We start from the raw sequence: 19,674 nt of genomic DNA on the forward strand, positions 1-19,674 counted from the left end.
AAGAGAGTTTCACCATGCGCCATCGCAATGCCGGATTCAAGCTCGGACGCAACACCAGCCATCGTCGCGCGCTACTGCGCAACCTGGTCACGTCCGTTATCGTGGAAGACCGCGTGCACACCACCGTGGCCAAGGCCAAGGCGGTTCGCCCGCACGTGGAGAAGATGATCACCCTGGGCAAGAAGGGCGATCTGCACTCGCGCCGTCAGGCTCTCGCCTTCCTCCAGACCGACGAGGCCGTTACCCGCCTGTTCGAAACCGTGGCTCCGCGCTACGGCGATCGGCAGGGCGGCTATCTGCGTATCGTTCGCACTGGTTTCCAGCGCGGCGACGGCGCGGAGAAGGCATTCATCGAACTGCTCGGAGCCGAGAAGCAGCTCGAAGCCAAGGCTCAGAAGCGCGCCGACGCGAAGGCCAAGAAGCGCGAAGAGCTCGAGAAGCAGCTCGAAGAAGCCAAGAAGGAAGAAGGCGAAGGCGGCAACGAAGAAGCGGCCTAACGCTTCCTCTTGCGTCAGAGTCTCGACGGGGCACATCCTCTATGAGGATGTGCCCCGTTTTTCGCTCTATTACTTCGCGGCCACGCTTTCTCTTCCGACCAGTTCTCTCGCGTGTGCCAGCTCCGCGAGTTCGGCATCGGCATCCGGCCACGCTTTCAGGAACGCCTTGTAGGCTTCGCGTGCACCGGCGGCATCGCCCTGCAACTCCTTAACGTGCGCAAGGCCATACAGCGCGAAGCCTGAGTTCGGCCGCTCGGTCAACGCCGACTCATAAGCAGTCCGGGCTCCTGCATAGTCCTTCGCGCGCAGCAACGTGATGGCCTCTGTCTCGCCCACGGGACGGATATACATCGGCGGCTCGTGATATCCCAGCCGCTTCTCTTCCGCGTGGGCTGCCTCATAGAGCTTCTTCGCTTCGTCCAGCTTTCGTTGCGCTACCAGAATGCCGGCGCGCAACTCCAGCGACTGCACGCTGAGGCTCTTCAGAATTGGATCGGGTAAGGCGTCCGGCATTACCGGCTGAGTAGCGGACTCCTCATCCTTGCTGTCCTTCTTGCTTTCGTCCTTCTTGGCGGCTTTTTCATCGGCGACGCGCTGCTGCATCCTCCACAGTCCGGAGTCCATGGCGTCCGACGCCGTTTGCGCAGTGGTCACGTCTCCTGACTCCAGCGCTTTCATGCCTTTTGCGTAGTCACCCAGTTCTGCAGCCAGCGCGCGTAGATTGGCGGTATTTGCACCATCTGTCTTGGCCTGTGCGGCCATTGCTGCCACCGCTTCCCAGTCACCGAGGCGCAAGGCTACCGGAAGGCGATTGTTCAGGCGCGTCATTTGGTCGCGCGCCGACCAAATATAGAGCGAGGCCGACAGCTTTCCGCGCCCTTCCCGGGCGTGGTCGCTGAGCGCATTCGCCTGGCGCAGCTTTCCTTCTTCCATCAGGTTGGCGATTGCGTACATAAGGTTGTGAATGTAGTTCCAGTCGTCATCGGGGGAGACGTGCTGCTCGCGCATGTAACGCTCGTCCGCTTCCGTTGACTGCGCAAACCAGTGTTCCGCGGTCGCGTAATCGCCCACTCTGAAGTAGATGTGCCCCGGCATGTGCACCATGTGGCCGGACGTGGGCGCCAGGCTGGCGAGCTTCTCCGCCGCAGTCAGAGCCTGCTCGGGATGATTCCCCGGCTCGATTGCGTGGATCCAGTAATGGTTCGCGGCGGAGTCATTCGGAGCATCCTGCAACACGCCTTGCAGGATCATGATGCCCTCTTTCGATCCCGGCTTCGGCTCGTCCGCGTCGTCGTAGCCATCGCCTACAGCGTTCGCCAGAAATATCCGCGCCTCGATGTCATGGGGATTGTCGCTCACCAGCTTGCGGTATTGCGCGATAGCTTCAGGCGGAGTGTCTTCCTTCGCGTTCTGTTCAAGCCTGGCCGCCTCGATGTAGAGCTTGTCGGAGTCGCTGGCCTCGTTCTCCAGCTTCACAGCTTGAGCGAGAGCCCGCTTCGCGTATACCTTCGTCTCCGTTCCTCTGAAGCCTTCCGCCCTGGCCAGTCCCCACCAGCACATTGCGCATTTAGGATCGACGCGAATGCCCTGCTGGAAGGCCTTGGCTGCCTCGTAATCCCAGAAGTCGTGCGTGAGACTCAGCCCCTGGTCGAACCATGCCTGAGCTTCCGGCGTTGCCTTGATCTGGATATGGCTGTTGCCGATGCCTGTCATCTTGACGGGCACAGGCAGCTTCTCAGGCGGGTCGATGGGCTGCATCTCGCCCATGTCGTGAGTCATCTGCGAGAGCGCGACGTTTGTGCTGCTGAAAGCGGCAGTCAAAAGGGCCAGGGGAAGAAGGAAATGGCGCGGGAATCGCATGGCGAGAGTCTAGCCGAACAGCGACTCCCCGGACCATCACAAAAACGCGTGCTGACGGCCGATTGTCAGCGTAGCAGGGCAGTTACAGGCGAGCCGTCGTACTGAATTTCCTTGTCGACGGTCGCTTCCATCTGAGAGCCGGTGGCCTTGCCCGCTCCAACGACGATCACGCGGAAGGTGCGGGTCTTGGGCATGCCGGGATAGCTGCCTTCGCGTGCGCCGATCTTCAGCGTCGAAGATGCCTCGTCCCAGTGCAGCGCAATGGTGGCGTGCGCGCCCTTTTCGTAGTCGTAGGAATCGCCTTCGTCTTCGTACAGAGTGAAGTCTGCATCGGCGCCGCGATAGATGCGCAGCGTGATTGGGGCATCGGGCGATTGGGTCGCATATTCAATCTCCGGCCCGAGTGGCAGGATCGTGCCAGCCTTCACAAACAATGGAATCCGGTCGACCGGCGCGCCGGCGGTGATGGTCTTGTCGCCATCGAGTTTCGCACCGGTCCAGAAGTCATACCAGGCTGCAGCGGGCGGCAGATAGACGCGGCGACTGGTCGCGCCCTCTTCCGTTACCGGGATGACCAGGAACGCAGGTCCGAACATGTACTCATCGCCCATGTCGCGGACTTTCTCGTTGGTACGCCAGTCCATGATCAGCGGGCGCATGATCGTGTAGTCGTCGTTCGTCACCTTCCACGCCAGCGAGTAGATATACGGCAGCATGCGGTAGCGAAGCTTGTCATACGCGATGAGCGTGGGCACCTGCGGGCCATAGGAGAAGATCTCATTCGTGTTGTTCGAGCGGTGCCCGTGGGTGCGCATGATGGGGCAGAATGTGCCGAACTCGAACCAGCGCGCATAGAGCTCCTGGTAACGCGGATCGCGGGTGTCGCGCTCCCACGGCCAGCCGTAGCCGGCGATGTCAGTGGTCCAGTAGGGAATGCCGGAAAGCTCGAAGTTCAAGCCTGCGGGAATCTGTTTGCGAAATGTCGAGAATGTTCCTGTTACGTCCCCAGACCAGATCGTTGTTGCGTTTCGCTGCTGGCCGGCAAAGGCGGAGCGCGTGAGGATGAAGATGCGCCGCTTGTCGGTCTCCTTGCGCCAGTGGTCGTAGACGTTGCCTGAGTGCATCAGCGGGAAGATGTTGGTATAGCGGGCGCCGTTGCCGATGGAGAGCTTGTAGGAGTCGAGTGTTGCGTCGCTGAAGCCGTTGCAGCACTCGGGTTCCGCGCTGTCGAGCCAGAAGCCGTCCCAGCCCATTGCGTACATCTTGCCCATCAGCAGGTTCCAGTAGACCTCGCGCGCCTTGGGATTGGTGGCGTCGTAATCGTCTGTGCCGGAGATCGTGAGTCCTTCGGCCTCCATCTTCTTGTATGTGTCGGATTTCTTGTCGAGCACGGCCCAGACGGAGATGATGGTGTGCACGTGCTCGTCATGCAGCTTTTTGATCGCGCCTTCCACGTCGGGTTCGGGCTTCAGGTAATTCGGATCGAAGGTAGGGTCACCCTCGGTCTTCCACCAGAACCAGTCCTGCACGATGAGATCGAGAGGCGCGTGCTGCTCGCGATATTGTGCGGCGACGTCGAGCAGCTCTTTCGCGGAGCGGTAGCGGTCCTTGGACTGCACAAAGCCGTAGGCCCACTTTCCGAACAAAGGCGCGTGACCCGTCATGTCGCGGTACGTATGGATGATCTGGTCCATCTCCGGGCCGTAGATGAAGTAGTAATCGATGGCGTCGGCCGCTTCGGCGCTGAGCGTCAGCTCGCTGGGAAAGCGGTTGTCGAACCAGGAGTGGGAGGCGGTGTTCCACAAGATGCCATAGCCATTGGTGGAGACCAGCAGAGGCAACGCGACATCGGTGTTGGCCTGCGCAAGTTCCACGACGTTGCCGCGATAGTTGAATGCGCCGCTCTGGTGCTGGCCAAGGCCGTAGAAGCCCTCGGTGGCGCCGACGAAGAAGCGTGTTTTGACGCGCAAAACGTTTTCACCGTTGACCACGGCTGGCGTATAGGCGCGCGGCTTTCGGTCGGGCATTTCGGTGAGGAGTTGGTCGCCGGCTGGGTTGCGGAAGGAGATGGTGCTGTTCTTCAGGTTGACGCGCAACTGCAGAGCGGAGGTGCGCAGCGTGGCTTCTTTGTCGTCCTGCGAGAACTCGAATTGCCCCGGTTCGCACGGTTTCTGCACCCACGGAGTGAAGGGCGATGCGCCCTTCGGGTCGCCTGGGCCAGCCACGATGTGCAATACCGTTGGGCCGCATACGCTCACGTGCAGGGTCTCGTTGCCGTTGTGCATCACCAGACCTGCGGCGTCCTTGGCGACGGTGATGGCTGGTTCCTGTGATGTGGCTGTCAGCGTCGCCGCGCTCATAATTGCGAACAGGGCGGTGAGGTAGTTGCTGCGAATCGATCTCATGGTTCTTCCCTTGTGCACTGCGAAGGCGGTTCGGGCAGCCGCGGTACGCAAAATAACAGTCGGGAGAATTGTAAGGTGTGGCTGCAGAAAATCGATGTAGCGCGACGTGAGGCGCAGATTGCCCGAGCGCCTATGCGGCCTGCGCGATGGGATGGACACGGCGCATTCGGGCTACGGCGCAGGCAAGCAAAATGAAGATGAAGGCGCCGGTGCAGTCGAGCAGCACATCCCAGGGAGACGAGGTGCGGTTGGGCAGGAACGACTGATGAAACTCATCGCAACTCGCGATGACTGCCGTTGCGATCAGGGCGAAGAGGGCATCGATTCGGAAGCGCCATTGAGAACGGGTCATCCGCCAGGCGCGGAACCAGCTCAGGCCGACCAGTCCATAGCCGACGAAGTGGCCGGTCTTCCGCGTGAAGTGATGAACGATCTCCCAGCGGTCATCTGGCACCTGCCCGAAGATCAACTGAAAGATATAGCGCAACGGACCAGTCGTGTTATCTGAGCCGAAGGTCTGGGTCGATTCGGTGAAGATGATTGCGATCATCAGGACGACCGGCCACCAGACCCGGATCCAGCGGCCTACAGCGCTACTCGACATGGTAGTTGGGCGCCTCGCGGGTGATGATCACGTCGTGGACGTGGCTCTCGCGAAGGCCGGCACCGGATATGCGCACGAACTGCGCCTTCTCCTGCAACTCGGTTATGGTGCCGCAGCCCAGGTACCCCATGCCCGACTTGAGACCGCCGACGAGCTGGTAAACCATGGCTTCGAGAGGCCCGCGATAGGGGACACGGCCTTCGATACCCTCGGGTACGAACTTCGCGAGGCGGTTCTGGCCGTTGCGCTCGCGCTGGACCACGCCTTCGCTTGAATCCGCGGTAGCCATGTCCGCAGTGCTCTGGAAGTAGCGCTCGCCCGAACCCTGGCTCATGGCGGAAAGTGAACCCATGCCGCGATAGGTTTTGAAGCTGCGGCCCTGGTAGAGGATCGTTTCGCCCGGGCTCTCGTCCACACCTGCGAACAGCGAGCCGATCATGATGGTGCTGGCGCCGGCGGCGATAGCCTTCGTGATTTCGCCTGAGTACTTGATGCCACCGTCAGCTACGACGGGAATTCCGTGCTCGCTTGCTGCGCGATAGGCTTCAGCGATGGCCGTGATCTGCGGCATGCCCGCGCCAGTGACCATGCGCGTAGTGCAGATGGAGCCGGGACCGATGCCGACCTTCACGGCATCAGCGCCCGCATCGATGAGGGCCTTTGCGCCTTCGTAGGTGGCCACGTTTCCGGCGAGCAGACCGACGCTGGGGAATCGCTTCTTCACGTCGCGCACCGCTTCGAGGACGCGCGACGAATGTCCGTGCGCGGAATCGATGGCAAGCACGTCTACGCGGGCCTTGATCAGTTCGGCAGCGCGCTCGAGATAGTCCCCAGTTGCGCCGATTGCACCGCCGACGCGAAGACGGCCCTTTTCATCCTTGCTCGCGTTGGGATACTTCAGTTTCTTCTGAATGTCCTTGACGGTGATGAGGCCCTTCAACTCGTACTGGTCGTTCACGACGAGGAGCTTCTCCACACGGTGCTGATGCAGGATCAGCTCGGCCTCTTCGAGCGTGGTGCCCACGGGAACCGTGATCAGGTTCTCCTTGGTCATCACATCGCCGATGGGCACATCGGTGCGCGTCTCGAAACGCAGGTCGCGGTTGGTGAGAATGCCGACCAGCTTGCTTCCTTGAGTGACGGGCACGCCGGAGATTTTGTAACGGCGCATGACGTCGAGCGCGTCGGAGATCAGCTGCTCGGGGCCGATCGTGACGGGGTCAACGATCATGCCGCTCTCTGAGCGCTTGACCTTGTCAATCTCACCAGCCTGCTGCTCGATGCTGAGATTGCGATGCACGATGCCGATGCCGCCCTGCTGCGCCATGGCGATGGCCATGCGCGATTCGGTCACCGTGTCCATGGCCGACGAGAGCAGAGGCGTGTTCAGGACAATGTCGCGCGTGAGCTGCGTCTGTGTGCTCACCTGGGTCGGAACGACATCGCTGTAGGCGGGAACAAGGAGGACGTCGTCGAACGTCAGCGCTTCAGGAAGGTTTTTCGTGAGCATAATGCTTGGACGCGCCTGGCAGATGCGGGGATTCGGATCTCCGCTCTGACAGGCGCTTTTGTCTATTGTAACGGACCACCTGCGGTGGGGCAGACTGCTTTGCAGCAAAACAGAAAACTGAACGGACGAATCGTGAATTGCGCTACACGCCGACCGGGAAGGGCTTGGGGCTGGATTCCTCTTCCGTAATGGCACCGCTGCGCCAGCGCTCAAAGCGCCCCTGCAGAAGGCTCATCAGGCCTGTGTACCAGTAGCCGATGACGAACAGGATCAGGAAGGGCGCGGTGAAGTAGTTGTGGTTTGAGAAGCAGTAGATGATGGCGCCGAGGAAGTAGGTGCCGATGAAGAGCTCGATCCAGGGGGCGAGGACGAGGCGCTTGCGATATTTCTTGCCAGCGACGGACTTTTCGCCCTTCTTTGCGACGCGGTACTTGGGGGTGCGGGCGAAGGCGCTCTTGATACCGAACAGGGCCTCCATGACGGCCTTAGTGTTGGTCACGGTGAGGCCGACGCCCAAGGCCATCAGGAAGGGCAAGTAGAGGAAAGTCTTCATCCAGCCTTTCGGGAAGAGGACCCGCTGGCTGGCCACATAAAACACGGCGATGGAAAGAGTTGACGCGGTGAAGAGGGGCACGTCAATAAGCAGCATCTGAAACCAGCCCTGGTAGAAGCGGACGATCATGCTGGGAATGAGCAGGGCGGTCATGATGACCATGAGCGGGTAGCTCATGTTGGCGGTGAGGTGGTAGACCGACTCGACCTTGATCTTCCGCGGCACGTCAGAGCGGAACATCATGGGCAGGACCTTGATGCTGGTCTGGATGAGTCCCTTGGCCCAGCGCGCCTGCTGAGTTTTGAAGGCGGTCATTTCAATGGGCAGCTCGGCGGGGCACTCGATTTCGGGGAGATATTTGAACTTCCAGCCGGCCATCTGCGAGCGATAGCTCAGGTCGGTGTCCTCGGTGAGGGTGTCGTGCTGCCAGCCGCCGGCGTCGTCGATGGCCTGGCGGCGCCACATGCCCGCGGTTCCATTGAAGTTGAAGAACTGGCCAGAGCGTGCGCGGGCGCCGTGCTCGAGGACGAAGTGGCCGTCGAGGAGGATGGCTTCAATCTGCGTGAGGAGGCTGTAGTCGCGGTTGAGGTGGGTCCAGCGAGTCTGCACCATGCCGATGCCGGGCTCGGCGAAGTGGTGGACGATGCGCATGAGCCAGTCGGGCGGGGGGACGAAATCGGCGTCGAAGATGGCGACGAACTCGCCTTTGGCTACTTTGAGGCCCGCATCGAGGGCTCCTGCCTTGTAGCCGTGGCGATTGGTGCGGTGGATGTACTTGATGGGGTGGCCCAGGGCGGCGTAACGATCGACGATGCCGCGGGCGACCTCCTGGGTCTCATCGGTGGAGTCGTCGAGGACCTGGATCTCGAGCTTTTCGCGCGGGTACTCCATGGCGCAGACGGCCTCAATGAGGCGGTCGATGACGAACTGCTCGTTGAAGATAGGGAGCTGGACGGTGACGTTGGGAAGATCAGCGAAGTGGCTGGGAGGATTGGGGTTATAGTTCTTCCGGTATTTGAAGTAGTAGTAGCACATCGTGTAGCGGTGAATGCCGTAGGCCGCCAGCACGATCATGACGATGAAGTAGGGCAGTAGTAGAAGCGTGTCGAACCAGTTGAACGAGTGGTGCACCGTCGCGAATGGGTCAGTGAAGAGGGTCTTCAACTGATGGCGCAGACTGTTCTGGGGTGCAAAGGCCAGAGCCGGCGCGAGCCGCTCGATGGAACTGAAGGCGAGGCGGACGCTGGCTGCTGTGACGATCAACTGGGGGATCCTCCCTGTACGGGCTATCCAAATTGTACGCGAAGCGGAGGTTAGCCCGAGGAGAGGATTGTTCTGAAGCAATCTCAGAAGAGATGGAAGTTCACCGCGACGGTAATGGCGACGGGGACCGGATGGCCGTCCTTCATGGCGGGTTTGAAGCGATAGAGCTGAACAGCCTGGAGGGCCCTTTCGTCGAGACCCATGCCGAGGGGGTGGACGACGCGGACGTTGCGGGGATTCCCGTGGGCGTCGACGATGAGGGAGATCATGCAGACGCCCTGATACTTCTGGCGACGGGCTTCGTCGGAGAACTCGGCTTCCGGCTCGAAGAGGGGGACGGGCGGGGAGACCCCGTTGACGCCGGGAGAGTACACACCTGGGCCGTCGTCGGACCCCCAACCGCGGTTTCCTTTGCCGTTTCCGACGCCGCCATGTTTGCCGGAACCGATTCCGGCGTCAGAGCCGGGTCCGTTGGAGAGGACGACGGTGTTGGAGGAGCGGTAGACGCCGAGGTTGGGCAGGGTTGGGTTGTCGGGGAGTTTCACGTCGGGCGGAACGGCGATGGCGGGATTCAGGGCGAGGATCGGCTTGTCGAGCGCCTGGACTTGGGGAGGAATGATGGGAGTGCGCTGGAACTGGGGCAGACGGCCTTCAATTGCGGGGAGCAGGTCATGGTTGCCGCCGCCGTTTCCGCCGTGGGTGCTGGGTGGCGCGAAGAGAGTGTAGTCGTGCAGGCTCACGTGGCCGAGGCGGCTTACGAGCGGCAGAGGCGTCTTGCGGCCGAGTCCGATGCAGAGCAGCAAGGCAAGAATACTGCCGTTGACGATGACGGAGGTGCCGACGCTCCACGGATTGGTGTGCGTGGCTGCGTGCTGTTGAAAGAGCGAGTCCGATGCTGGCTCCAAGGACATGCATGCCTCCTCAGCGGCGGCGGGCGCCGGCCGGCTTTGGTGAAGTTTCCTGGAATCGCCGCGAACGAGTCTGTGGCATAGACGTGCGGAAGCGCACAGTCGTTATCAGATGAAAGCGTGTAAGGGGGCGGCTCAGCGGCCTAGGAAGCGCATGATGTTCGCTGGTGGGCGGCCGGCGCGAAGCTCGGAGGCCATGAACTGCATGAAGGGGTCGATGTGATGGAAAAAGTGCTTGTAGCCGGCGCAGAGGTAATTGAGTCCTGGTTCACCGTCGGGTGTGGTGAGGAAGCGGTGCTTGGGGCACTCGCCATTGCAGGCGAAGCGGACGTCGCACTGGCGGCACATGCGCGGGAGCATGTCGCGCTTGGCGAGGCCAAAGGCCCTCTGCTGCGCGGAGGAGGTCATCGCGCGCAGGCCGGTGTCGGCGATGTTGCCGAGTTTGTGTTCCGGGTAGACGAAGTGGTCGCAGGAGTAAAGGTCGCCATTGTGTTCGAGCGCGAGCGCTGAGCCGCAGGTGGGGCGGAAGACGCAGAGGCTTTGCTGAAGGCCGAGCCAGCTTTCGAGCGCGACGTCGAATTGCTGGATGAAAACTCGGCCGACATCCTGCTTGACCCACTCATCGAAGATGGCGGCGAGAAACTTGCCGTAGGCAAGCGGCTCGACGGACCAGTCCGTGACTTCGGCGGGCTGCGGTGAAGATGGCTGGATGAGGACGAGGCCGTCGCCGGCGGATTGCGCAGCCTTGCGCTCGACGACGGGTATGAACTGGATGAATCCGCTGCCTGCCTCTTTGAGAAAGCGATAGACGTCGAGGGGGTGCTGCGCATTCTTGCGGTGTACGACGGTGAGGGTATTGAACTCGACGTTGTGGGCTTTGAGGCGGGCGATTCCGCGCAGGACGCGATCGAACGTGGGAGCCTGGCCCTTGTCGACGCGGTAGCAGTCGTGCAGTTCGCGGGGACCGTCGATGGAGACGCCGACGAGGAAGTTGTGTTCGGCGAGGAATGCGGCCCATTCCTCGTCGACGAGCGTGGCGTTGGTCTGGAGTGCGTTGCGAATGACTTTGCCGGGGGTGTGTTTCTGCTGGAGGGTGACGATGTTGCGGAAGAAATCGAGGCCGAGGAGGGTGGGCTCACCGCCCTGCCAGGCGAAGTGGATTTCAGGAGCGTCAGGTGGCTGGGCGGCGATGTACTCGGAGATGTAGCGCTCGAGCACTTCGGGTGGCATGGCCCACTGGGTGGCGCCGGGATAAAGCTTTTCCTTTTCGAGATAGAAGCAGTAACTGCAGTCGAGATTGCAGAGAGGGCCGATGGGCTTGGTCATGATGTGAAAGCCGGGATCGGGCATGGGGTCTCCGCGTGTTCTGATGATACGCGGTGTGTGCGGCGTGATTGACACGGCGGGGGCGGCCCATCTATTCAGGTCGGGTCAGGTTTGTTCCTTGTTGTGAACCGGAAAGGCGGACATGGAATCTCGCAGGGATGTATTGAAGTACCTGGCCGGCGCAGTGGGCGCGACGGCGTGCGGCCTGGATGGGCTGGAGGCGCTTGCTCGCGAGGCGGGAAGCGGCGGCGCCAAGCCGAACATTCTGTGCGTTGTGGGCGAGGGCTTGCGCTGGGATGAGTTGTCGGCCACTGGAAACAAGCTCATCAAAACGCCGAACCTGGACAGGATCAGCCGCGAGGGATGCACTTTCCGCAACGGGTTTGTGGTGAATGCGCTGTGCCTGCCGTCGCGGGCGACGATGCTGACGGGAATGTACTCGCATACGACGGGTGCGGTGTCGAATGTGGAAGGCAAGATTCCAGCGCGCTTTCCGCTGGTTTCAGATCTGCTGCAGCAAGCGGGTTATGAGACTGCGTTTCTGGGCAAGTCGCATATCGTAGGCGCGCTGATGGAGCATCCTTGGGACTACTACTTCGGTTTTGTGGGGCAGGCGGATTACTACTTCCCGCGGATTACTGAAGGGGTGAAGGGCAAGTATGAGAAAGCGAAGCTGTATCCGGGCGAGTATGTGGACACGCTGCTGACGCGCAAGGCGGTGGAGTGGCTGCAACAGAAGCGGGACAAGCCATTCTGCATGTTCCTGTGGTTCTATGCGCCACATGCGCCGTTCTTCCGGCCGAAGGACTTGGTGAATGACTTGAATGGCGTGCCGATTCCCAAGCCGAAGTCGTTCGATGAGAACGTCGAGAACTATAAGGGTAAGCCACGCGCGGTGGCGGATGCAGATAACAAGGTCGGCTACTCCGAGGTGTACAGCGATGATCCTCGGTCGCTGGAAGAGCTGGTTAAGAATCACTACGTGGGTGTGGAGGATAACGATCGCAATGTGGGCGCGGTGTGGCAGGAACTGGAGCGGCAGGGGATTGCGAAAGACACCGCGGTGCTGCTGAGTTCAGACCATGGGTTCTTCCTTGGAGAGCATCATTTTTATGACAAGCGCCTGATGTATGAGCCGTCGATCAGGGTGCCGATGATGGTGCGTTATCCAGGGCGGGTGAAAGCCGGCACGACGCGCGACGAGATGGTGCTGAATCTGGATATGGCTCCTACGCTGTTGGATATTGCGGGCGTGGCTCCTGACACGGAGATGCAGGGCAAGAGCATGATGCCGCTGGCGGAAGGGAAGAAGGTCGGCTGGCGGAAAGACTGGCTGTATGAGTACTACGAGTATCCCGGGTTTGAGAATGTAAGGCCGTGCCGCGGCGTTAGGACGGATCGGTACAAGCTCATTCATTTCTTTGTTGAGCCGCAGGAGTTCGAGCTGTACGATCTGAAGGCCGATCCGGATGAGATGAACAATCTCTATGGGAAGGCGGGCTATGAGGAGATCACAGCGCGCCTCAAGGAGCGGCTGGAGGCGCTGCGGCGGGAGACGAAGGACACGTATGAGTACAAGCCGACGGGGTTACCGCTGCATCCGGGGGTTGGAGGAGGAGCGGAGTCGAATCTGGTGAGGCAGCCGAAGTGAAACGAGCCGGTTGAGCCGAGTACATATACGCAGCTGCGCCTTGCAACAGCAAGCATCCAAGTAGATCAGGACTGGACCTGGCCCCGGGTTGTGCGTTGGTGTTCTGACCGCGTAATGTTTTTGCAACCGGAGAATTCCCCACCATGAGTACTGTGACTGGACTGCCCGTGCTTGCTGCTGCCGGAGGGAGCTTTCTGCTCCAGACGCGCACGCCTGAAGAAGTGTTTACCCCTGAAGATTTGAACGAGGAGCAGAGGCAGATTGCCGCGACGGCGGCGAAGTTTGCTCGTGAGGAGATATTGCCGGCCGCCGAAGCGATTGAGGCGAAGGAACCGGGCGTGCTGCGGGAGATGATCCAGAAGGCGGCGGAACTTGGCTTCACGTCGGTGGATATTCCCGAGGAGTATGAAGGCGTTGGGATGGACAAGGTCACGTCGGCGTTGGTGACGGATCATATCTCGGCGCTGGCGAGTTTTTCGACCGCGTTCGGAGGACAAATCGGGATTGGAACACTGCCGCTGGTGTGGTACGGAACCGAGGAGCAGAAAAAGATCTATCTGCCGAAGCTGGCGAGCGCGGAGTGGGTTGCGGCGTATGCGCTGAGCGAGGCGACGTCGGGATCGGATGCGATGAACATCCGCACGCGTGCGACGTTGAGCCAGGATGGACGCCACTATCTGCTGAACGGCGAGAAGATGTGGATCACGAACGCTGCGATCGCGGATCTGTACACGGTCTTCGCAAAGATTGACGGCGAGAAGTTTTCGGCGTTCCTGGTGGAAAGGACGTTTCCGGGCCTGACGATTGGCGCCGAAGAACACAAGCTGGGAATTCGCGGATCGTCGACATGCCCGCTGGTTTTGCAGGATTGCAAGGTGCCGGTGGAGAACTTGCTGGGCGAGCCGGGCAAGGGGCATCACATCGCGTTCAACGTGCTGAATGTGGGGCGGTTCAAGCTGGGCATTGCGTGCGTGGGCGGGGCCCGCATGGCGATGACGCAGATGATCCAGTACGCGAAGGAGCGCAAGGCATTCCGGAAATCGATTTCGGAGTTCGGGCTGATTCAGCGGAAGATTGCGACTGCGTCGGCGCGCCTGTTTGCTGCGGAGAGCATGGCGTATCGCACCGTCGGCATGATGGACGCGGCGCTGGCCGATGTAGACGCGAATGATCCCAAAGAAGTGCAGAAGCGGATTGAAGAGTATGCGGTTGAGTGCTCGATTCTGAAGGTGTATGGCTCGGAGATGCTGAGTTATGTGGCCGATGAGCTGGTGGCGACGATGGGGGGCTACGGGTATGTAGAGGAGTATCCGGCGGAGCGGTTCTATCGCGATGCGAGGATTAATCGGATTTTCGAAGGTACGAATGAGATCAACCGGATGATCATCACCGGTTGGCTGATGAAGCGCGCGATGGCTGGAAAATTGGGACTGCTGCCGGCGATCAAGCAGGTGATGGACGAGGTGATGCAGCCGCCGTCGTTTGAATCGGGCGACGATACAGGTGAGGCGCTCGCGCACGAGTCGGAAGTGCTGGCGGCGACGCGGAAGGTGGCGCTGTTTGCAGCGGGTGTGGCGAGCCAGCGCTGGATGACGGCGCTGCAGGATCAGCAGGAGATCATGGCGGACCTGGCGGATATCATTGCGCAGGTGTATGCGCTGGAGTCGGCATTGCTGCGGGCGAAGAAGCTGGCGAGCGCGAAGAAGGCGGCGGCCAAAGTGGCTGCGGATATGACGGGCCTGCTTGCGGAGGAGACGCTGGCGCTGGCGGAGCAAGCTGCCAAGCGCGTGATGGCGGCGTGCGGCGAGGGCGACATGTTGCGCACGCAATTGGCGATTCTGCGCAGGCTGGTGAAGCAGACGCCAGCGGATGCGGTGGCGCTGAGCCGGAGTGTGGCACAGGCTTGCGTGAATGCGGATCGCTACCCTGTGTACGGCGCCTGACGGCGCGGGCATCCGGGAATCAGGCATTAGGGATTAGTAATTCCAGAATAGTGAAGGCCTCGTGCACTGAGTGTGTGAGGCCTTCTGCTTTTATGCGGCGCGTTGGCTTGCGTTGTTGCTGAGGTGTTCGATGATGGTGCGGCTGAAGGCGGGGATGTCGTCGGGCTTGCGGCTGAAGATGAACTGGCCGTCGGTGACAACTTCCTGGTCGACCCAGTTGGCGCCGGCGTTCTTCAGGTCGGTTTTGAGCGAAGGCCACGACGTGACGGTTTTGCCGCGGACCACGCCTGCTTCGACGAGGGTCCAAGGACCGTGGCAGATGGCGGCGGTAGTGCGGCCCGTTTCGACGAACTTCTTGACGAAGTTGACGGCCGCGGGATCCATCCGCAGGTGGTCGGGGTTGATGACGCCGCCGGGAAGCACGAGCCCGTCGTAGTCGTTGGGGTTGGCGTCGGCAAGTGCCTTGTCGACCTTGATGGTTTTGCCCCAGTCTTTCATGTCCCAGGCTTTAATCTCGCCTGACTTAGGGGAGATGACGATGGTGGTTGCGCCCGCTTCATCGAGTGCCTTGCGGGGATCCAGCAACTCCGCCTGTTCAAAACCGTCGGTGGCGAGAAAGGCGATCTTCTTTCCGCTTAAGGAAGCCATGAATTTCCTCCGTATCCGAGGGGTTAGGACGCCTTGGCGCAGAGCGAGGTTGCCGCACTAACCGGCTTGAGTAGGTAGTGGTCACGGAGTTAGAGCGCAAGCGAATTGCGACTTAGTCAAAACCAGATGGTTGCCGCCAGACATCCCGCTGCGGCCTTTCTTACATCTCAGTCCCGTTGGGCTACTTCCAGGATGGTGCAGTGTGACTCCGATACGGAGATTTGAGCCTGGACACTGCTTTGCGGCGACGCCGGTTAGGCCGGTGCGGCCGACTTTGTCCGCGCGAGCATTGCGCGGGTTCTCCCCAAATCAAAAACAACAACTATTACAGCCAACAGATTTTCTTAGGAGGCGCCATGCAATTATCTCTACGGACGAGGTTCATCCGTGTGCGAGCGAAGGGAGTTAGCAGCCGGGTAATTCTTTGGACCCTAGCACTGCTTCTGCTCTTATCTCCGCAACTAAGAGCGCAGTTCGGTTCCAGCTTGTCGGGAACGGTTCTGGATCCGAGCGGAGCAGCGATTCCCGGGGCGTCGGTGAGCCTGACGAACGCGGGCACGCAGCAGACCCAGACATCGACGACGAACGACACGGGATTTTTTCACTTTGGCGAACTGTCACCGGGCAACTACACCATCACGGTGACGGCCAACGGTTTCAAGAAGAATGTGATGAAAGACATTGGGATTGTCGCGGAGACACCTCGCAATGTGAATGTGCATTTGGAAACGGGCGGTGCGGTTGAGACGGTGGAGATCAATGCGAATGAAGGTCCCCAACTGCAGACCGCCGATGCGAGCATTGGATCGACGATCAGCACCGAGGAAGTGACGCGGCTGCCCATTGTGGGAGGAGATCCATATGAGCTGATTCGCACGGCGCCGGGGATCACGGGCGATGCGGCGCGGTCGAGCAACGGGAGCGCGGTGTTCTTGCCGAATGGCGCGGGGCCGGGCGGATCGAACAAGAGCGTGTTCCAGACCGAGAACGCGGTGCAGATCTCCGCGGATGGACAGCGGCAGGCGGATAACAATTTCATGATTGATGGCGTGAGCGTGAATTCGCTCACCCACGGCGGTAATGCAGTCGTGACGCCGAACGAAGAGGCCGTGGGACAGATGACGGTGGTATCCACGTCTTACGACGCATCGGACGGGCGCAACACCGGGGCGCAGATCAAGGTCGTGACGAAGAGTGGAACCAACTCTCTGCATGGCGGGGCGTTCTTTCTCTACGACCAACCCGGCCTGAATGCGTACAACAAGTATGCAGGGCCGGCCGGCTTGAATGGTGTGCCGCAACGCGTGGAGAATGCGCAGCGGACATGGGCAGCGTCACTGGGCGGCCCGGCGGTGAAGGACAAGCTGTTCTGGTTTGCATCGTGGTCAGGGTTTACCCTGCACAACAGCTCAATTGACAACGTGTGGGTGGAGACGCCCGAGTTCCGGAGTTTGATTGCGCAGGACAGGCCAGGCGGATTGAGTGCGGAGATTTTGAGTCTGCCTGGGATGGCGCCGCGCGTGGTGAGTGTGCTGAACTCCGACTGCTCAGACTATGCGAACAACCAGGGCCAGTATCCGGGGCAGACGGCGACGGGTGGCCCTTTTTGCCAGCCGACGGGATCGGGGATCGATGTGGGTTCGCCGACGCCGGGTGGGGCGTCGCAACTAGGGCAGTATCCGCGGCTGAGTTATGGGGCCGATCCGACGAACAACGTGGTGACGGGCGGCGGATTGGATGGGATTCCGGACATGCAGTTGGCGGCGATCCGGTCGCCCAACCAAGCGAGGGGCAACCAGTTCAACGCGCGCGGGGATTGGAACATCACTGGCAAGGACCTTCTGGCGGGCACGGTGTATTTCACCAAGCTGGACAGCAATGGGCCGAGCGGGACGAATGGGGCACGGCCCGCCGACGATGTTCCGTTCAAACCGCTGAACTCGGCTGCGACGGCGATCTATATTCACACTTTCTCGCCGACGTGGCTGAATGAGTTTCGTGCCAATATGACACGGTTTGCAGAGAACGGGGTTGTGGACGGCGGTAACCAGGTGGATTGGGGAATTCCCTACATCAACGTTCAGACCATGCCGTTCTCGAACAATCCGCAATATGGCGTGAACTGGTCGCAGACGACGCCGGCGGTATTCGCGGAGAACACGTATGAGGTACGCGACATGGTGACGCATACGTGGGGCGCGCATACGCTGCGGCTGGGCGTGGAGGTACGCGACGAGCAGGACAACGACAACCTGTCGGGTGAGAATCGGCCGATTTACGCGATGCAGGGCATCTGGTCGATGGTGAACGATGCGCCGATCTTCGAGCAGATCACGGCGAATCCCAACAATGGCGGGCTGGCGCTGACGCAGCGGTACTTCCGCAGCAAGAACATTGCGGCGTATGCGCAGCACGACTGGAAGGTGAGTCCAAACCTGACGCTGAACACTGGACTGCGGTGGGAGTATTTCGAGCCGCTGCATAACAAGGGGTTCCTGATCAATTATCCGAATCTGGGGCCAGCCGGTGCGGAACTGGGGGGCATGACACTGACTCCGCACAACCATCTGTGGAACTCGCAGTGGAGCAACTTCGGGCCGAAGTTCGGGATTGCGTATACGCCGCCGAACCTGGAGAACAAGATGGTGATCCGGGCGGGGTTTGCGATGGCGTATAACCACCTGGACATTGCGCTGTTCAATCCGGCGCTGGAGGATGGTCCGAACGTGGCGCTGTATAACCTGTGCTGCGGCACGAACCCGGCGGACTTTGGGACGCCGTTTGCGAACGGGTCGATTTTGTATGCGAGGGGCGCGACGCGGTCGCCGTATAGCTATCCGACGAATCCGGCGCTGGCGACGGGGGTGAATGCGGCGGGGTTCCCCAACCCGTTTGGCGGCGGCACGCAGACGGTGGAGGTGTATGGCGCGCCCATGGATATCAAGAACCCGCTGAGCTATTTGTTCTCGCTGGAGACGCAATACCAGCTTGCGCAAAATCTCACGGCGACGCTGGGGTACGCGGGCAGCGTGGGGCATCACTACGCGCGACTCGTGAACCAGAACTTTCTCTATGACAATGCGAATACGCCGGTGTTTGCTTCGTATTTTGCGCAGACCGACTCAGGGCTGAGCTACAACGCATTGAATGCGCGCCTGGCGCAGACAATGCGGCATGGGCTGGCGGCGAGCGTGAACTACACGTATTCGAAGAGCATGGACAATGTGTCGAACGGTGACCTGGCGAATGCGCTGGCGAACCAGACGAACCCAGCGAACAACGCAACCGAGTGGGGACCGTCAGACTACGACGTGAAGCACCGCATTACGGCGACAGCGATGTGGGAGGTTCCGCACGTCAAGCTGGACAGCAAGATTGCGAGCGCCCTTGTAAACGGATGGCAGGTGAACGGGATCTTCACGTGGCACACGGGATTCCCGTATACGCCGGTGACGTTCAACTTGACGACTTCGGCGTTTGTGCCAGGGTCGGGTGTGGTGAGCCCGACGCGTCCGCTGGCGTATTTCGGCGGAGCGAAGAGCGGCTGCTCCAACGATTTGTTTACGAACGGCAGCGACTTTCCGGACCGCGGAACCGATGGCACGGGCGGCGGGGCGGCGTACTTCAACACAACGCCGCCGACGAACTCGCATGCGTATGTTCCGGGTATTGGACGGAACAGCTTCCGTGGGCCGTGCTATCACAACATCGACCTGGGCGTGGCGAAGCAGTTTGCGTACGACTTTGGCGAGCACCACACGCTGCTGCGGCTGCAGGCGAACTTCTTCAACGCATTCAACCTGCTGCAGCTTACGCCATTCACGAATGGCAATTCGAACAATGCCGCCAATATCAACAACAAGTACTTCGGCATTGCGCAGTCGGCGGATGCGGGACGGGTGATCGAGTTATCGGGACGATTCCAATTCTGAAGGATGCAGGTGCACGAAGGCCCGGGTGGAGATTTCGCCCGGGCCTTTTCTTTCATTGCAGACGTTGGTGGCTGGCTAGCGAGTGGCCGCCACAATGTCGAGGACATCGGCAATGATGCGCGTGGTTGGGTTAAAGGCGACGACGTATCCCTGATAGTAGCCGTAGCGGTATCCGGGAGGCGGAGCTGCGACGACTCCGACCCAATAGCTTTGAGGCACGGGCTGCATGTAGTAGCCCTGCGGCACGTAGTGGCCGGGAACGAATACGGGGCGGTGGTGGCCGCGCCAGTGGTCTGCATCCTCGCGGTAATGGGAGTAAAAATGGTCGCGGTCTTCTTCGCGGAAGCGGAACTTCTTTGCCTGGCCCGGCGGCATGCCCTCGTCATAGCCGTGCTTCTTGGCTTGTCCGGGGGGCATTCCTCCGTGGCCGGGATTATCGTGGTCATGTCCAGGAGGGCCTTGGGCGAAGGCCGCATCCGAGACAGAAAGTACGGCGGCGCAGAGCACGAGTCGGGCGAGAGAGCGAGTGAGGTGCATTGGGACTCCTTGCATTGGGGGAGAATCAAGAGCCGAG

Annotated in this window: 13 protein-coding genes; 4 read left to right on the plus strand and 9 right to left on the minus strand. The window is 60.6% G+C overall.

Going from position 1 to position 19,674, the window contains the following annotated elements; genetic code table 11:
• Positions 1-14: 14 nt before the first annotated feature.
• On the plus strand, positions 15-497 hold the full coding sequence (gene rplQ, locus MOP44_RS10220) for a 50S ribosomal protein L17 (protein ID WP_260795936.1): 483 nt from the start codon (positions 15-17) through the stop codon (positions 495-497).
• A 69-nt stretch (positions 498-566) separates the two neighbouring features.
• On the opposite strand, the gene MOP44_RS10225 is transcribed toward rplQ, so the two are convergent.
• From MOP44_RS10225 to MOP44_RS10255, 7 genes are all read right to left on the minus strand, one after another.
• On the minus strand, positions 567-2,357 hold the full coding sequence (locus MOP44_RS10225) for a tetratricopeptide repeat protein (RefSeq protein WP_260795937.1): 1,791 nt from the start codon (positions 2,355-2,357) through the stop codon (positions 567-569).
• Between the two features lie 65 nt (positions 2,358-2,422).
• On the minus strand, positions 2,423-4,762 hold the full coding sequence (locus tag MOP44_RS10230) for a glycoside hydrolase family 31 protein (protein ID WP_260795938.1): 2,340 nt from the start codon (positions 4,760-4,762) through the stop codon (positions 2,423-2,425).
• A 130-nt stretch (positions 4,763-4,892) separates the two neighbouring features.
• On the minus strand, positions 4,893-5,366 hold the full coding sequence (locus tag MOP44_RS10235; protein WP_260795939.1) for a VanZ family protein: 474 nt from the start codon (positions 5,364-5,366) through the stop codon (positions 4,893-4,895).
• Entirely contained in the window at positions 5,356-6,876 is a 1,521-nt protein-coding gene (gene guaB / locus MOP44_RS10240; RefSeq protein WP_260795940.1) for an IMP dehydrogenase, read from the minus strand. Before guaB ends, MOP44_RS10235 begins: the two co-directional genes overlap by 11 nt.
• Before the next feature lie 142 nt (positions 6,877-7,018).
• Complete coding sequence (locus tag MOP44_RS10245; protein WP_390905490.1) at positions 7,019-8,689, minus strand: cellulose synthase family protein; 1,671 nt, start codon at positions 8,687-8,689, stop codon at positions 7,019-7,021.
• A gap of 86 nt (positions 8,690-8,775) precedes the next feature.
• Entirely contained in the window at positions 8,776-9,603 is an 828-nt protein-coding gene (locus MOP44_RS10250; RefSeq protein WP_260795941.1) for an energy transducer TonB, read from the minus strand.
• 132 nt (positions 9,604-9,735) lie between these two features.
• Positions 9,736-10,950 (minus strand): anaerobic sulfatase maturase, encoded by a 1,215-nt coding sequence (locus MOP44_RS10255; protein WP_260795942.1) that lies wholly within the window; start codon positions 10,948-10,950, stop codon positions 9,736-9,738.
• Between the two features lie 118 nt (positions 10,951-11,068).
• Here MOP44_RS10255 and MOP44_RS10260 point away from each other — a divergent pair, with 118 nt between their 5' ends.
• Together MOP44_RS10260 and MOP44_RS10265 are read left to right on the plus strand one after the other, a co-directional pair.
• Positions 11,069-12,577, plus strand: coding sequence for a sulfatase family protein (locus MOP44_RS10260; protein WP_260795943.1), 1,509 nt, complete (start codon positions 11,069-11,071; stop codon positions 12,575-12,577).
• A gap of 143 nt (positions 12,578-12,720) precedes the next feature.
• Entirely contained in the window at positions 12,721-14,520 is a 1,800-nt protein-coding gene (locus tag MOP44_RS10265; protein ID WP_260795944.1) for an acyl-CoA dehydrogenase family protein, read from the plus strand.
• A gap of 90 nt (positions 14,521-14,610) precedes the next feature.
• Here MOP44_RS10265 and MOP44_RS10270 read toward each other — a convergent pair whose 3' ends face one another.
• Positions 14,611-15,168, minus strand: coding sequence for a type 1 glutamine amidotransferase domain-containing protein (locus MOP44_RS10270; protein WP_260795945.1), 558 nt, complete (start codon positions 15,166-15,168; stop codon positions 14,611-14,613).
• Between the two features lie 485 nt (positions 15,169-15,653).
• Between MOP44_RS10270 and MOP44_RS10275 the strand changes: the two genes are divergently transcribed.
• Positions 15,654-19,100, plus strand: coding sequence for a TonB-dependent receptor (locus MOP44_RS10275; RefSeq protein ID WP_260795946.1), 3,447 nt, complete (start codon positions 15,654-15,656; stop codon positions 19,098-19,100).
• 75 nt (positions 19,101-19,175) lie between these two features.
• Here MOP44_RS10275 and MOP44_RS10280 read toward each other — a convergent pair whose 3' ends face one another.
• A complete protein-coding gene (locus MOP44_RS10280) occupies positions 19,176-19,637 on the minus strand; it encodes a hypothetical protein (protein ID WP_260795947.1) in 462 nt (153 codons plus the stop codon).
• Positions 19,638-19,674 lie beyond the last annotated feature (37 nt).

Source organism: Occallatibacter riparius, assembly GCF_025264625.1.
Classification (GTDB): domain Bacteria; phylum Acidobacteriota; class Terriglobia; order Terriglobales; family Acidobacteriaceae; genus Telmatobacter; species Telmatobacter riparius.

Coding starts and splice junctions, on each gene's coding strand:
- rplQ (WP_260795936.1), top strand. CDS start 15: ATGCGCCATCGCAATGCCGGATTCAAGCTCGGACGCAACACCAGCCAT.
- MOP44_RS10225 (WP_260795937.1), bottom strand. CDS start 2,357: ATGCGATTCCCGCGCCATTTCCTTCTTCCCCTGGCCCTTTTGACTGCC.
- MOP44_RS10230 (WP_260795938.1), bottom strand. CDS start 4,762: ATGAGATCGATTCGCAGCAACTACCTCACCGCCCTGTTCGCAATTATG.
- MOP44_RS10235 (WP_260795939.1), bottom strand. CDS start 5,366: ATGTCGAGTAGCGCTGTAGGCCGCTGGATCCGGGTCTGGTGGCCGGTC.
- guaB (WP_260795940.1), bottom strand. CDS start 6,876: ATGCTCACGAAAAACCTTCCTGAAGCGCTGACGTTCGACGACGTCCTC.
- MOP44_RS10250 (WP_260795941.1), bottom strand. CDS start 9,603: ATGTCCTTGGAGCCAGCATCGGACTCGCTCTTTCAACAGCACGCAGCC.
- MOP44_RS10255 (WP_260795942.1), bottom strand. CDS start 10,950: ATGCCCGATCCCGGCTTTCACATCATGACCAAGCCCATCGGCCCTCTC.
- MOP44_RS10260 (WP_260795943.1), top strand. CDS start 11,069: ATGGAATCTCGCAGGGATGTATTGAAGTACCTGGCCGGCGCAGTGGGC.
- MOP44_RS10265 (WP_260795944.1), top strand. CDS start 12,721: ATGAGTACTGTGACTGGACTGCCCGTGCTTGCTGCTGCCGGAGGGAGC.
- MOP44_RS10270 (WP_260795945.1), bottom strand. CDS start 15,168: ATGGCTTCCTTAAGCGGAAAGAAGATCGCCTTTCTCGCCACCGACGGT.
- MOP44_RS10280 (WP_260795947.1), bottom strand. CDS start 19,637: ATGCACCTCACTCGCTCTCTCGCCCGACTCGTGCTCTGCGCCGCCGTA.